Source organism: Paenibacillus sp. NPDC055715, from assembly GCF_053617595.1.
Window position 1 is genome coordinate 107,734 of the sequence record NZ_JBSHGA010000007.1, and the last position, 14,256, is coordinate 121,989.

11 protein-coding genes and 1 pseudogene are annotated in these 14,256 nt (G+C 46.4%); 2 read left to right on the plus strand and 10 right to left on the minus strand.

Features of this window, described 5'->3' with window-relative positions; translation table 11 throughout:
• Positions 1-533 precede the first annotated feature (533 nt).
• Positions 534-1,025: a phenolic acid decarboxylase gene (locus ACWGOO_RS13665; protein ID WP_452484207.1), complete on the minus strand. Its 492-nt coding sequence runs from the start codon at positions 1,023-1,025 to the stop codon at positions 534-536.
• Positions 1,026-1,148: 123 nt separating this feature from the next.
• On the opposite strand from ACWGOO_RS13665, the gene ACWGOO_RS13670 reads away from it, so the two are divergent.
• Entirely contained in the window at positions 1,149-1,697 is a 549-nt protein-coding gene (locus ACWGOO_RS13670) for a PadR family transcriptional regulator (protein ID WP_452484209.1), read from the plus strand.
• A gap of 59 nt (positions 1,698-1,756) precedes the next feature.
• Here ACWGOO_RS13670 and ACWGOO_RS13675 read toward each other — a convergent pair whose 3' ends face one another.
• Both ACWGOO_RS13675 and ACWGOO_RS13680 read right to left on the minus strand, forming a co-directional pair.
• Positions 1,757-1,915 carry a hypothetical protein gene (locus ACWGOO_RS13675; protein WP_452484211.1) on the minus strand — a complete coding sequence of 53 codons (159 nt, stop codon included), beginning with the start codon at positions 1,913-1,915 and terminating at the stop codon, positions 1,757-1,759.
• Positions 1,916-2,213: 298 nt separating this feature from the next.
• A pseudogene (locus ACWGOO_RS13680) lies at positions 2,214-3,423 on the minus strand (IS701 family transposase).
• Between the two features lie 364 nt (positions 3,424-3,787).
• Between ACWGOO_RS13680 and ACWGOO_RS13685 the strand changes: the two are divergent.
• Positions 3,788-5,437 carry an exosporium glycoprotein BclB-related protein gene (locus tag ACWGOO_RS13685; RefSeq protein ID WP_452484213.1) on the plus strand — a complete coding sequence of 550 codons (1,650 nt, stop codon included), beginning with the start codon at positions 3,788-3,790 and terminating at the stop codon, positions 5,435-5,437.
• A gap of 57 nt (positions 5,438-5,494) precedes the next feature.
• Here the strand turns inward: ACWGOO_RS13685 and nirD are convergent, their stop codons facing one another.
• From nirD to ACWGOO_RS13720, 7 genes are all read right to left on the minus strand, one after another.
• Positions 5,495-5,815 (minus strand): nitrite reductase small subunit NirD, encoded by a 321-nt coding sequence (nirD, locus tag ACWGOO_RS13690; protein WP_452484215.1) that lies wholly within the window; start codon positions 5,813-5,815, stop codon positions 5,495-5,497.
• Positions 5,816-5,857: 42 nt separating this feature from the next.
• Positions 5,858-8,287, minus strand: a complete 2,430-nt coding sequence (gene nirB / locus ACWGOO_RS13695) for a nitrite reductase large subunit NirB (RefSeq protein ID WP_452484217.1) — start codon at positions 8,285-8,287, stop codon at positions 5,858-5,860.
• Positions 8,288-8,675: 388 nt separating this feature from the next.
• The gene (manZ, locus tag ACWGOO_RS13700) at positions 8,676-9,518 is read right to left on the minus strand and encodes a PTS mannose transporter subunit IID (RefSeq protein WP_280740119.1); all 843 of its coding nucleotides are present in this window, start codon (positions 9,516-9,518) and stop codon (positions 8,676-8,678) included.
• 11 nt (positions 9,519-9,529) lie between these two features.
• Entirely contained in the window at positions 9,530-10,300 is a 771-nt protein-coding gene (locus tag ACWGOO_RS13705; protein WP_452484219.1) for a PTS mannose/fructose/sorbose transporter subunit IIC, read from the minus strand.
• A gap of 47 nt (positions 10,301-10,347) precedes the next feature.
• The gene (locus ACWGOO_RS13710) at positions 10,348-10,836 is read right to left on the minus strand and encodes a mannose/fructose/sorbose PTS transporter subunit IIB (protein ID WP_452484222.1); all 489 of its coding nucleotides are present in this window, start codon (positions 10,834-10,836) and stop codon (positions 10,348-10,350) included.
• Between the two features lie 2 nt (positions 10,837-10,838).
• Complete coding sequence (locus ACWGOO_RS13715; RefSeq protein WP_452484223.1) at positions 10,839-11,258, minus strand: PTS sugar transporter subunit IIA; 420 nt, start codon at positions 11,256-11,258, stop codon at positions 10,839-10,841.
• A 199-nt stretch (positions 11,259-11,457) separates the two neighbouring features.
• The gene (locus ACWGOO_RS13720; RefSeq protein ID WP_452484225.1) at positions 11,458-14,250 is read right to left on the minus strand and encodes a sigma-54-dependent transcriptional regulator; all 2,793 of its coding nucleotides are present in this window, start codon (positions 14,248-14,250) and stop codon (positions 11,458-11,460) included.
• Between the last annotated feature and the right edge of the window lie 6 nt (positions 14,251-14,256).

Sequence of the window (14,256 nt, forward strand, 5' to 3'; positions counted from 1 at the left end):
AGTATCCGTTTTCATGAGTATTAAAAGTCGCTTTTCGCTACTCATCTTCATTTTAAGCCCCTGTTTGTGATTTACATTACATCCGCTGTGACGTATGATTCTCCCATCCCTATTTACGGTGAATCGAAGGAGGCCATTCTGGCAGGAGCATGACGCTTGCCCAGTCCAAAACGTCCAAAGCAACCCAATAGGTTCCATGGCAATCATCCAGTATATCTTTTACCGAGGCTCACCAATATATTCAGCACCACGTTGACAACTGGGGACATGTCAAAATAGAACTGACTCTGTCCGCCTTATCCGACCCGACCACCCACGTGAACCTGCAAAGTCTCTCTCCTGCAACGCCCATCGTAAAATCACAAATATCGTAAAATCACAAATTAGCTGTTCTTATCTGATCAAGCATGGTCTGGTCTACTATTCATTTTAAATCCCGCTTACAGATTAACCCCCACTCTCTCCAATCAGCACAAAAAAGCCTGGGACTGCTTATCACAGACCCAGGCTTTACCCCATCAGCAAATATTCGATTATGCTTGCAGCTTACCCGCACGAATATCGTCTGTCATTCCTGCGTATGGCGCTTGAGAAATCAATTTTTCGTTGTTCACACCCGCATTTTCAATGAATGTAATATTTGCAAATTCAGGAACAACATATTTAGGATAGGTTTCGTACTTTTCACGCGATTCTTCCATCAGCGGAATAAAATCGTTTTGATAGCGTACGGTGATCTCCGGATGCTCATGAACCCATTTAGGGAAGAAAATAATGCCGTGCATCCGTTTTTCCTCTGGCATAAAGTTCAGGGAGACGTCAGTACCTGTCGGTTCAGTCCAAGATACTTTGTACACATTCTCCACCAGCTTCACTAGATCCACCTTCTGGTCACGTACCCAACGTCCGCCTACCATGCCGCTATGAATGCGATAATCAATCGTATTTTCATTTTTAATATATATTTCATATTCCCAACCATTCTCATAGGTGTAAATCATGTGACTGCCAATAAACTTGTCCATCTTGCATCCTTCTTTCTGTATTATGAGTTTTAATCATGTAAACTTAGACATGTTTTTGATTACATAAAAATTGTAGCACTGTGGTATACTAATGTCAAATACTGCATTGCGAGGAGAGCTACGTTGAAACGTACATTAAAATATGCCATTCTGGGCCTAATTCACAAAGAGGAAATGAGCGGCTACGATATTACGAGCCAATTCAAAAAGGAAATCGGGCAATTTTGGAGCGCCAAGCACAGCCAGATTTATCCTGAGCTCAAAAGGCTGACCGAAGAAGAGTTAATCGAATATCGCACCTCCATTACAGGAGCCAAGCTGGAAAAGAAGCTGTACTGCATCACGCCCAAGGGAACCGGGGAGCTGACCGAATGGCTGCTGAGTCCCAAAGATTTACCGGAAACGGAAAAGGATGAATTTATGCTTATGCTGTATTTTTCAGCAGCCATCTCGAAGGAAGAGAACAAGCGATTGTTCCAAGATCAGGTTGCCAAGCGTAAAGAAAAGCTGAAGTATTTATACGAAAGTAAGACCGCACTCCGACTGCTGGACGAAAACCTTCAATCTCCCGGCTCTGAACAATTCGGCCATTATCTGGTGCTGAGCCGTGCTATCAATCGGGAGGAAAGCTATATTACCTGGTTGGAAGAAACGTTGCCGTTGTTTGATTAGGCTCCAATATGAAAAGTGATAGAAATATAAAAAAACCTTTAACACCACGAAGATTGGTGTTAAAGGTTTTTGGGTACCCAGCCAAATGATGTTTTTAATCTGGTGCAGGAACCATAATCCTCAATTTGAATATCCGTGCTGAAGCCTCCGACATCCGCTTGTAGCCTATGCATTTTCGCCAACGTTTTTTCGGCTATGGTGTTGGCTTCTTGCTGCAAGATGTTTTCTTCTTGTGAGAGTAGACTGTTTTTTGAAAAATCCTGACCCGGCTTTTGACAGAATCGATCTCATACACGATACTTCTCCCGGTTTTAGGGTTTTCTCTGTACTGATCAGCAGTTGAACGCTCAGTCTGGTATCATTATCCCCTGCGAAAAAGTCCAGCAACTCGTTCATAGGAAGCTTTTGTAGCAGACTGGAACTGATAATGATCGTTTAGCAGAAATCGAAAGGTTCCTTGTATCTATAAATGAGTAAAAACGGATACAAAAAATACCAAATGGGAAATGTGGATGTTTAAGCGAGCTTTAAACGAGACAAGACTTCATTAAAAGGGATGCCATTTTGTCCGCACTCGTAGATGAATGGAGTGTAATCCACCTTGGTTTGTTTCCGTGCCTTGCATAATCCATCGCCCAAAGAACAAGCTTCACCTTGCCCGATCATGCAAAACAAATGGATCCAGGCCAGTAGTGTCCACAGGCGGATAAAGGCCGTCGCCGAACGAACTTGGTACGTAGCGAAGCCGAGATTACCTTTAGACTGCCGAAAAAAAACTTCAATCGGCCATCTTTGACTGTAATACGCCAATATCGTTTCGGTTTCCAGGGACACGTCCGTACACAAAAAAGCACCCAAGGCTTTGGATTGTCCAAAGCCTTGCTCCGGCCAGCACAAAAGAACAGCGGCGTTCGGAATCTCGTTTAAGGCGCCTTCATAACGGTACGTCCAGTGCGAAGATCCGTTCACGGTCACAAGGCGAACGTCTTCTTTTCGGATGTGGGAGGCGAAATCCTGTACGGAAATTCGGATGCCTTGCGGATAGAGAATCCGATTCGTTTTGAGACCACCAATCAGGTGATACCCTGTAGCAGCACAGCTATCGATCACTTTAGCGCAGGTGAACCACGAGTCCACCAGCACATATCCGCCATGAGGCGGAAGGGGCATCGTCCCAGCATGTCGCAGACTCGGTCCATTTTCGTATAGACGGAGCCATCCGGCTTGATGTTGGTTGGGTCGTACAGGTCGATGGAATGAATCAAGGCCATGTCTCCACAGGTCATCACGGCCGCCTGAACCTGATGCCCCCATACAACCTTGCCTTCGAGATGCGAGTGATGAAATCCGGTCTGTTCCATGGGGGACGTTGCCTGTGACGAAGGCTTAGTCTTCTTGGAAATCGTATCATCGTAAATCACAAACAAAGGCTCTTCGGTTTGCTTGGACTTCTGGAGTACTTGGCGAATCGACTCGCTTTTCACCTTGCTTTGCAGGACCGATTCATCCCATTTGCCTTTCGCAAGAAAATGACCCAGTGTGGTGCGGTAGCACTCACTATATTCGGCCAGATCAACGACTTTTCCCCGAAGCCTTTAGCTGTGGCTGCCACCATGTATGTCAGGATATGATTCAGCACAGGTTTAGAGAAATACAGGGGCAACCTGTGTTGCAACAAATAGTTGCGAAGTGTGGCATGTTCGGGTACGATGGCGGTTTGAGGCATAGTGATTTTCTCCTTTGGTACGAGTTGTTGTGGTGACTACTTTTTACCACAAGGAGATCGCTTTGTCTCTATTCTTTTTAATTTTACAGTTTATTGGAAGCGAATTTACTCATTTATAGTTGCTATTTCAATAGGTCACGACTATTCCTTTCAAAAGGAGACCATGGAGCGGGACCAATCCGTCCATCTATTGGAAATAAAGAACGTCGATATTAGGTTCATGTGCAACCTCCAATAATAATTCTTGTGCGGTGATTCACCCTTTTCGCTTCAGGAAATATATTGTTAATATCTGCAACACGAGGCGATGGTCAACTTGTCACCTCTACAGTAGGGAGCAATGATAAGGAGGAGATATTTGAACATGAAACGCAAAAAACCGTTCAGGTTCATTGGTGCTTCAAAAAGAGACAGGGACTGCAAGCCACCCAGAATTAACAGAGAAACAGAAGAACTTCTCAAACTGATTAATGAATTAATAGCAATTATCCCTCTCGTTTTTGCAACCCCCTCTGCGGCTAATGTATCTTCATTACAACAGATTTTACGTCGGTTATTAGCTCTGACGAATACCTTAAGACTTAAAGGCCCCGTTAAAGCAGATTTACTGGCCGCGCTGGAGCTGGCTATCGTAGCATCGGAAGCCACCCCTTTCTCTCCGATTGGCGTGGGAACCACATTGCAACAACTACTGGATATCTTGTTGTCTATCATTTTGCAGGAACCCACTGACCCAGCCCTTAAAAACAGCTTGATCAGTGCAATCAGGAGCGCCGGAACGGCTATCAGTATTGCGTTGGGCGGCACAACAGGAACACCCGGGCCACAAGGGCCTGCCGGACCTGTCGGGCCTGTCGGAGCCGTCGGGCCAGTAGGCCCTGCCGGAGTCGCCGGGCCAGTAGGCCCTGCCGGACCTGTCGGACCTGTCGGAGCCGTCGGGCCAGTAGGCCCTGCCGGAGTCGCCGGGCCAGTAGGCCCTGCCGGACCTGTCGGACCTGTCGGAGCCGCCGGGCCAGTAGGCCCTGCCGGGGCTGCTGGCCCTACGGGCGCGGCAGGACCTGCAGGGGGTGCTACCGGAGCCACGGGTGCCACGGGCGTTGCGGGCGTTGCCGGTGCCACCGGTGCCACGGGCACTGCGGGCGTTGCCGGTGCTACCGGTGCCACTGGCGTTGCGGGCGTTGCCGGTGCTACCGGTGCCACGGGCGAGGCTGGCTCCACCGGTGCCACGGGCACTGCGGGCGTTGCCGGTGCCACCGGTGCCACGGGCGAGGCTGGCTCCACCGGTGCCACGGGCACTGCGGGCGTTGCCGGAGCTACCGGTGCCACGGGCGTTGCGGGCGTTGCCGGAGCTACCGGTGCCACGGGCACTGCGGGCGTTGCCGGAGCTACCGGTGCCACGGGCACTGCGGGCGTTGCCGGTGCCACCGGTGCCACGGGCGCGGCTGGCGCCACCGGTGCCACTGGCGTTGCGGGCGTTACTGGAGCCACCGGTTCGGGGGCGATCATTCCATTTGCTTCGGGAGGACCTACTATTCTGACGACCGTTGCCGGCGGGCTGATTGGAACCACAAGTTTGATCGGCTTTGGAAGCTCGGCAACAGGGATTAGCATTGTAGGCGGGGCCATTGACCTGACAGGAACGGTTGTCGGTCCACTGATCAACTTTGCTTTCTCCGTTCCCCGGGATGGCGTCATTACATCGATTTCCGGATATTTTAGTACAACGGCTGCGCTCACTCTCATTGGCTCAACCGCGACGATTACTGCCCAGTTGTTTAGCTCGGCTACACCTAATAACAGCTACACAGCAGTTCCAGGAGCGGTAGTGACATTAGCACCACCACTGACAGGCAATATATCCTTGGGTACCATCTCCAGTGGCATCACTACTGGATTGGCTATACCGGTAACCGCACAAACGAATTTATTGATGGTCTTCTCCGCGACGGCTACAGGTCTTTCACTCGTGAACACCGTCGTGGGTTATGCGAGCGCAGGCATTACCATTACCTGATCCAAGACAAAAAAGGCTCAGCAGGACTTGTTCCTGCCGAGCCTCTTCTTATTTGCATTAAAATAATATTTTAACTTCTTCTCCATCTTCCCGAATGGTGAATGTGTTAATTTGTCCGTGATCAGGCTCTTGAACGATACCCGTCTCCAAATCAATCTTCCAATCACATAGCGGGTCATAAATGTAATGACCAGATACCATCGCTTCGGTAAGCGGCCCTCCTTTGGAATGCGGGCTGGAATTTTCAACAGCGTAAAGCTTGTTCTCCGAAGTGCGAAAAACAGCAATTTCGTTATCAACCAACCGGAGCGTCCGCCCAATTCTATTGGGGAAATCCTTACTGTGACCGACAATAAGCCACTCAGCATGCTTGATCATTCGCTTCATTGCTCCCTTCTTAAGGCATTATTTAAAAACTATTCACACAACAGACAGTGTAACGACTTCAAATAAACTTCTGCGTGAATCGGCATCGTTGATAATCTTTTTCCATGGATCTTCAACCTGTTGCAGTGCAAATTCGATCCGCTCTATTAAAGCTTTGCGATGATCTACATCGTGAACGACAGCCTTCCGAATCTCTTCGAGGCCGATCCGTTCCACCCATTCCGAAGTGCGTTCCATATATTGACCTGTTTCACGGTAGAACTGCATCACGCCTGCCACAATATCAATCAGTTCATCGTCGGTCTTCACTTTGCAGAGCGAATCAGCCAGCCGTGCTTTGATACCGCCGTTGCCGCCGATAAAAATCTCCCAGCCTCCATCATTACCTACGATTCCGATATCCTTCGTACATGATTCCGCGCAGTTGCGTGGACATCCATTAACCCCTAATTTGAATTTTGCCGGAAAATCCAGTCTCTCGAATTTCCGTTCCAGCAATTCTCCCATTCCCATGGAATCCTGTGTGCCAAAACGGCAGAATTGTGATCCAACACAGGTTTTAACTGTACGAAGTGATTTCGCATAGGCATATCCCGACGGCATATCGAGTTCTTCCCATACTTTAGGCAAATCCTCTTTACGAACACCAATCAAATCTAGCCGCTGTCCTCCTGTTACTTTAACCACTTTCACGTTGTATTTAAGAGAAACATCAGCTATTTTCTTCAAATCCTCTGGAGTTGTTACACCACCGTACATTCTTGGAACAACTGTAAACGTTCCATCTTTTTGAATGTTAGCGTGCAACCGCTCGTTGACGAAACGGGAATCTTCCTCATTTTCATAGGTATCCGGGTTAATCATACCCAAGTAATAATTCAGCGCCGGGCGACATTTGGAGCATCCTTCATCATTATGCCAACCAAGTACATTCATAACTTCACGCGTCGTTGTAAGACCTTTAGTTTTGATAGCTGCAACAATTTCATCCCGGCTCAATGTTGTGCAGCCACATATTCCTTGCTTGGCTGTCGTCTTGAAGCTGTCTCCAAGAACATACTGGAGAATTTGTTCAACGACCGGCTTGCACCCTCCACAAGACCGTGTTGCCCCCGTACATGCCTTAATTTCGTCGACTGTGGTCAATCCATTTTCATTGATCGCATCGACAATCGCCTTTTTGGTCACGCCATTGCAGCCGCAGACAATTTCATCATCAGCCATCGTTTCAGCGGATAAGGTTTTAGCCCCGTCTTTACTGCATCCGGTACCCATGAGTTGTCCATATATCTCATCTGTCATCAACGTTTGCTGCCGCACATATTTTTGAAGACTAGCCGATTCGCTCACATCTCCGAACAGTACAGTTCCGACAATCCTGTTTTCACGAAGCAGCACTTTTTTGTATGTGTGCTTCCACTCATCCTTTGCTACAATCACCGTATGCTCAGGAGCAGTTATGAATTCGCCAGCCGAGAAAACATCCACCCCTGAAATTTTGAGCTTAGTGGAAACCACTGATCCCGCATAGCCTTCGGTATTCGCACCTGCCAAATGTTTGGCAATTACACTTCCCTGTTCAAACAGCGGCGCAACCAAGCCGTAACAGATCCCACGGTGCTCAGCACACTCCCCTACAGCATATACATCTGGCATGGAAGTCTTCATCAAATCATCGACTACAATTCCACGGTTTGTTTCTATACCACTTTGCACAGCCACCTGAATGTTAGGCTTGATCCCGACGGCCATAACTAGCAAATCTGCTTCCAGCTCGCTTCCATCCGAGAAGCGCAGTCCCTGTACCCGATCTTGACCGTACACCTCTGCAGTTTGCATTTGCATAGCAAACTTGATTCCCTGGCGCTCAAGTTCTGCTTTTAGCATCGCAGAGGCTTCCGGGTCGAGCTGACGCTCCATCAGATCCTCCATTAAATGAACGACCGTTACGTCCATACCCAAGTTGACCAAGCCTTTAGCCGCTTCCAGCCCCAATAGTCCTCCGCCAATGACAGCTGCCTTTTTATAGGTTCTTGCCGCTTGAAGCATCGCCGAGCAATCGGCGATATCGCGGAAACCGACGACCCCCGGCAGGTCTTTCCCCGGAATGGGCAAAATAAACGATTGTGAGCCAGTAGCCACCAAAGCCACATCATAATTGATTTCTAGTCCATCTTCGGTGTGAATCGTCTTGTTTTCACCGTCGATGCTTCGCACCATTTTCCCTGTATATAAAGAAATCCCTTGTTCCTCATACCATTGCAAATCGTTCAGTATGATGTCCTCAATGGTTTTACTACCTTCCAGAACATAAGAAAGCATGATCCTGTTATAGTTCGGATGCGGCTCATTTCCAAGGACCGTAACATCGTATTTATCTGTTAATTTCAAAATTTGTTCGACCGTATTGATACCAGCCATCCCGTTTCCTATAACAACAAGCTTCTGTTTACTGCTTATCATAAACCGGTTCCTCCATTCATTCGACGACATTCCCCAACGTTCTTATGAATATTGCTTATGCTTCTATTCTAATGTAGCAGTTTGAGGTACATTGTGACTATGATCACAATGTACCTCAAACTATAAGTGTCGAGGGATTTCCCTATTCATAATCAAGGGATAATGGTAAGAACCTGAAATCCAATTTTATAAATGATCATTCCTTAACCTCTACGAAAGCGTTTTCAAATATCCATCAACACCGTTTTCCCAAGCTGGTTCTTTGTGCCAAGATATCTCTGAAATAAGAACAGGAGTAAACCTTTATGAATTGGATTTTCCCCTCATATTCAAAAAGCAGATTTCCGGTCAGGGATGGCTACTTGACCGGATCACTTTACAAATTAGCTTAAGCCAATACACCCAGAGCGTATCCAATAATTCCTATTGCGAATAAAGCAAAAATCAGAGCTATAGCATTCACTTTCTTTTTGAGCAGTCTCATGCACAAAAAAGTCAGTAAGAGAGGTAACAGACCAGGTATCAATTGATCCAGAATCATCTGTACCGTCGTAACCACCTCTACTCCATCCGAACGAGTATATCTGGATACTTCAAGTGGCACATTCAGGGTAGTCCATTTGGATACGAGTGCGCCCATGACAAAAAGTCCTAGGATGGAGGCCGATTCCGTAAGCTTTTGTAACCGGTTTCCGGACATGTCGGACACAATCTCCGTCCCTTTTTGGTAGCCGTATTTCAGCCCGTACCACTTGGTTGCCAGGCGAAGAACATTAAAGAGCAAGAAAAAAAGGACAGGTCCGATGATACTCCCGGACAAAGCAATGGAAGCGCCCAACGCAGCCAGAACCGGGCGTAACGTTCCCCAGTAAATAGGGTCCCCTACTCCGGCTAAAGGCCCCATCAAGCCGACTTTCACTCCACTTATAGTAGCATTGTCAATCGGCTGGCCATTCGCTTTCTGCTCCTCCATAGCCGCTGTTACGCCCATAATCGGTGCTGAGATAAACGGTTGAGTATTGAAAAACTCCAGATGCCGCTTTAATGCCTCTTTTTGGTCTTCTTTCTTGCTGTATAGCCGCTTGATTGCCGGAATCAAGGTGACACAAAAACCAATTGACTGCATACGCTCAAAGTTAAACGAGCCCAGCAGGAACCATGAACGGAAAAACATTTTGTTTAGATCGCTTTTTGTCAATTTTTTCTCTTCCATAGTACCCCACTCTTTCATTAGGTATTTCTTTAGAGCTCTTCAATTTCATCCATTTGATCTTTTCGCTGACTATATTTAGGACTGAGCTGGATATACAGCAGAGCCAGAACCGCTCCAATGACCCCAAACCCAACCAGATTGATGCTCGTAAATGCCGCAATGACAAAGCCCAAGAAAAAGAAAGGCATAAGGTATTTGGCTGCCATCATGTTAATAACCATGGCATACCCTACAACGACGATGAATCCTCCTGCTATTTGCAGACCTCTTGTAACAACCTCCGGGATAGCATCAAGCAAAGTCGTAACCAGGCCGGTTTCTGCTGCAATAGCCACCAATACGGCAGGCAGAGCAACGCGCAACCCCTGAAGAAGGAGGGCGATGAAGTGACATAGTTCAATTCCTCTGAAATTTGAAGATTCGGCATATTTATCTGCTAAGTGCTGAAAGAACACGGTAATCGTTCTAACAAAAATCGTCAACACTTGTCCGGCAGCCGCAATCGGAATCGCAACGGCAATTCCGGCGCCGATCGACTGATGCCCAACAATAACCAATATGGTTGAGACTACACTGGCCAAAGCGGAATCCGGAGCCATAGACGCCCCGACATTCATCCAGCCCAAAGCCATCAATTCCAGCGTACCGCCTAGAATAATACCTGTTTTGAGATCGCCTAGGACAAGACCGATCAGTGTACACGCAACCAGAGGCCGATGAGTCTGTCCTTCATCCAAAACGCTGCCCATTCCGCAAATGGCTGCAACCAGCGTTACCATTACGATTTCAAAAACACTCATGTTTAAACCCCTCTCTTATGCCAACTTGCTCTTATGTCAACCTGCTGTTAAAACTGGACATTTTGGAGCTTGTTAATCAATTTGATTTTAGGATCACTGGCCACTTTTCTAATTTCCAGTTCAATCCCCTTTTCGTGCAATTTATGAAATGCCTCTACATCCTGCTTATCTACGGACACCGCCCCGGTAATCTGTGTCTTGCCTTCTTTAAAGCACATTCCACCTACATTTACCGATGTAAACGGTACCCCACCTTCTACGACCCGCAGTACATCAGTCGGATTGGTAAACAGGAATAAGGTCTTAAAATCGTTATATTTAGGGTTGTTGTAAGCTTCAATCGCTTTCTCAATCGTGACGACATAAGCCTTAATTCCCGGCGGCGCCACTTGTAATAATAAGGTTTTGCGCAGCGTATCCGCAGCCACCTCATCGCTGACGGCGATAATTTTGTTACACTTCGTTTCTTTCACCCACACGGTAGCCACCTGACCATGGATCAGACGATCATCAATACGAACAAATGAAATTTCCATACCTATAATTCCTCCTCTATTTGTATGTCTCGGATGATACGAAAAGACTTCATCGAATCCTGACCCGCACGGATTGCCAGATCACTCAGATTCTCCACTTTCTCCAATCCTCTATTTGTCAGCAGGTCTACGATCATTGGCAGGTTTACCCCTGTTACAATGTCCATTTTTTCATAGTCGGCCACAATCCTGCTGGCCGCATTATAGGGACTACCGCCAAACAGATCGACAAGAAAGATCAGTCCGTCCGTCCAATCAATCGTTTCCAATGCCTCTTTGTACTTCTCAACAAGTCCGTTAACGCTTTCACCAGGTTCGAACGTTACGCCCACCACATTTTCCAAATGGCCGAAAATCATTTCCGTGGATCTTAGGATCTCTTTGGAAAATTTTCCATGTGTTCCAACAATAACACCTATCATTTGTTTCACCCCCTCCTTACATCCTTCACCTATACTTAATATGCAAGTCTCGTGCCAACATTCTGTATGATTCGTTCAATCATCAAAAAAAGACCAAACCCTCGGCAATTCCGGGGATTTGGTCTTTCCTCGCCACCTGCTTATTTTCTATATCCGCATTATTGATACACATATGAAAGCGTTTTATACACTTACGCCATTACTCGGGAATGCAGTTATATACTTCGCTTAAGATTTCGCAAATATAATATTTTTCATCATTGGTCAGCTTCAAATTCATACTGGAAGCAAATATATTGCAGGAACGGTTCACCACATCGAGAATTCGTTGATCAAGCAAAGATACATCCTCCTGATATATTAAACCTTCTCCAATGACCATTCGTTCCATGGCATGAGCCGTATGAACAGCAAGTTGAACTTTCTTTGCATACAGAAAATCGACTACCAATTCCTGTTCCAGCTGTTCAATGAATTTCATCAAGATCCCCAAGATTTTGTGGGGATTCAAATAAGTCATAAACTCCTTTAGCGTATCCTCGCATAGCTCTCTAACGACTACGCTTTCGTTAGCATGCACAACTGGCAATTGGTTGTTCAGCAACAGTTCTCTTAATGCCTGCTCACCGCTTGCCTCGATCAGTTTTTCCAAAGGAATAAATGGTACATTCAGCTCGCTTGGCCGCTTAACTCCAATCACCGCAAGAATCGTATGCTTGGCCCGTAAATCCTTCACCATTTTATCCAATTCCCTGACTTTTGCCGGCACAACGACTATCTTCTCTTCTGTTAAGTCGTACACGACCTTCTCCACAAACTCCTTCAGCTTGACTGCGGCGCCTTTGCCGGAAGAACAAACCGTCACGATCACCTTATTACTGGCCTTCTCCGCTTTCACTTCGGCGTTTCCATTGTTATATCCACGAAAGTCCTTCAAAGATTGGTAAATTTCCTCTACATTCATATCAAAAATACTGGCCTTTCGCACGGCCTCCAACGTAAGAGGAGTTGAAACCATATCAATGGTCTTCACCTTGACCCCGACACGTTCCATAATGGTTGCTTCAAGATTGAGCAGGGAGCCCATATCAACCAGCAGCAATACGCCTCTGCCATTGTCAATGTCCTTTACTTTATCAATAATAACCTCTAAAATTTCCCTGGGACTAACATCCAAAGGCATATCTACTGCACAAATATTTGAGCTTCCCAGCAGGCTGTCGACGACGCCGACGATACTGCTCGCCGTACTGTTGCCATGTGCAGCTACGATGATCCCCACTTTTCCTTGATGCTCCTCTTCCACCGATCTCAAGAGAATCGCCACATAGGTAGTCTCGGCATCGGGTACGCTGATTTCGAACTTGGCCTCGATCAAATCCTTGATAATCAGCGCCAGTCTGTATTCTTCATCCTGATCGTTTATCGGATCATAGATTTGTTTGCTGACGTATTTCTTCTCTCGGATTCGCTTTAAAAAAGCACTCAAATGAAGGCTGAAGGCATAAATAAACCTGTCGCTGTACGTTCTGCTCAGTTCTTTTTGAGCCATCTCCTGCACCTGTTCAGCGAATTCCAGGATATTCTTGTCCACAATTTTAAGGATTCGTTCCCGCCCCCCTTTGATGTTATAAAATCGGTTATAGAAGCTTTTGATATGAATATTGACATCCGTAGTAATAAACTTATTGATAAAGCTGTCGTCGAGTCCTTCTTCCTTCAGCATACCTATTTTGTCTTCAATCAATTTGTAAAGGTTGAACGGCAGTTCAGAAGCATCTGCTTCATTCATTCCTTTGCTTCCTTCAGGAGTAATATACAGCGAGGAGCTGATCACTTCCATTTCGGCAATCTCCTTGCGGTTTTTCCCCATATTAAATAGACATTCCTTGATATTAACAGGTAAAATTTTAAAATCGAGTTCAATTTCTTCCTTATTTTCATGTATGCTGTTCAAAAATCCTTTGGCACACACAAGCTGGATGTTCGATTTCAACTGGCCGATATTGCCATAGGTTACGCTGCCAATCAGTGCTTTTACCGTTTCCAACTCAACCCTAATGGGCTTGTTCACACGATGGGCCTCGTTTGCGAAGAGATGCTTCAGGATCAAAAACCGCTCTTCAACTGCTCGTTCTTGCAGGGAAGGAATGTTGATCGTAATCGGTATCCGTCTGATAAAGGTTTTAAGCATGGAAGAACTAGGATCTTCTGTCGTAGCGCCGATGAGCAGCACATTCGCACCCCGCTTACGCTCCGACTCGCCTAATTTGTTGTAGCTGTTCGTGTCCATGAAATAAAAAATCATTTCTTGGCCTTCTGGAGGCAACCGGTGAATCTCATCCAAAAACAGGATGCCCCCATCCGCTTTCTCGACCAGTCCCTCTTTTTCCCGATCGGCCCCGGTAAACGCTCCTTTCACATGTCCAAAAATATGGGAAAGGAGCAGTTGAGGGTTATTGTAATAATCGGCGCAGTTAAATACGATAAATGGTGCTTGCTCCGAAAACCGCTTCATATATTTTCCATAATTATACATTAATCTGGCAAACATCGTTTTTCCTACGCCAGTCTGCCCCACAATCAGCGTATGCAGGCCCTTCGGCGGGTATAATATTGCCGCTTTTCCCTGCTCAACCTGGTTTCTCATACTGCCCATGAAACCAATTAGGGCGTGAAACGGATCGACTTGCTCTCCAGGCAGCAATATTTCATGAATGCTGTTTACTTGGATTTGTTTCTCTTTAAGCTGAACCGTAAAAATCTCCTCGATTACCTGCTTGTGCAAAAACTTGACGGGTCTTCCCTTGATTTTAATAATCAAGTCAGCGCGAAGTAGGCTATTAAGCTCCTTGCTTACATTATTTCTTAGCATATTCTGACGATCGGCTATTTCCGCAGCCGTAATTCCATTGCCGTCCAGCAAAGCCTCTGCCGACAGTTTCTTTGTGCCTTTGGCAATATACTCTAAAATCTCATCAATTCGTTTCACAGTATT

Bases quoted from the DNA above. Each gene is read 5' to 3' on its own strand.
- ACWGOO_RS13665 (WP_452484207.1), bottom strand. From the start codon at position 1,025: ATGGACAAGTTTATTGGCAGTCACATGATTTACACCTATGAGAATGGT.
- ACWGOO_RS13685 (WP_452484213.1), top strand. From the start codon at position 3,788: ATGAAACGCAAAAAACCGTTCAGGTTCATTGGTGCTTCAAAAAGAGAC.
- nirD (WP_452484215.1), bottom strand. From the start codon at position 5,815: ATGATCAAGCATGCTGAGTGGCTTATTGTCGGTCACAGTAAGGATTTC.
- nirB (WP_452484217.1), bottom strand. From the start codon at position 8,287: ATGATAAGCAGTAAACAGAAGCTTGTTGTTATAGGAAACGGGATGGCT.
- manZ (WP_280740119.1), bottom strand. From the start codon at position 9,518: ATGAAAGAGTGGGGTACTATGGAAGAGAAAAAATTGACAAAAAGCGAT.
- ACWGOO_RS13705 (WP_452484219.1), bottom strand. From the start codon at position 10,300: ATGAGTGTTTTTGAAATCGTAATGGTAACGCTGGTTGCAGCCATTTGC.
- ACWGOO_RS13710 (WP_452484222.1), bottom strand. From the start codon at position 10,836: ATGGAAATTTCATTTGTTCGTATTGATGATCGTCTGATCCATGGTCAG.
- ACWGOO_RS13715 (WP_452484223.1), bottom strand. From the start codon at position 11,258: ATGATAGGTGTTATTGTTGGAACACATGGAAAATTTTCCAAAGAGATC.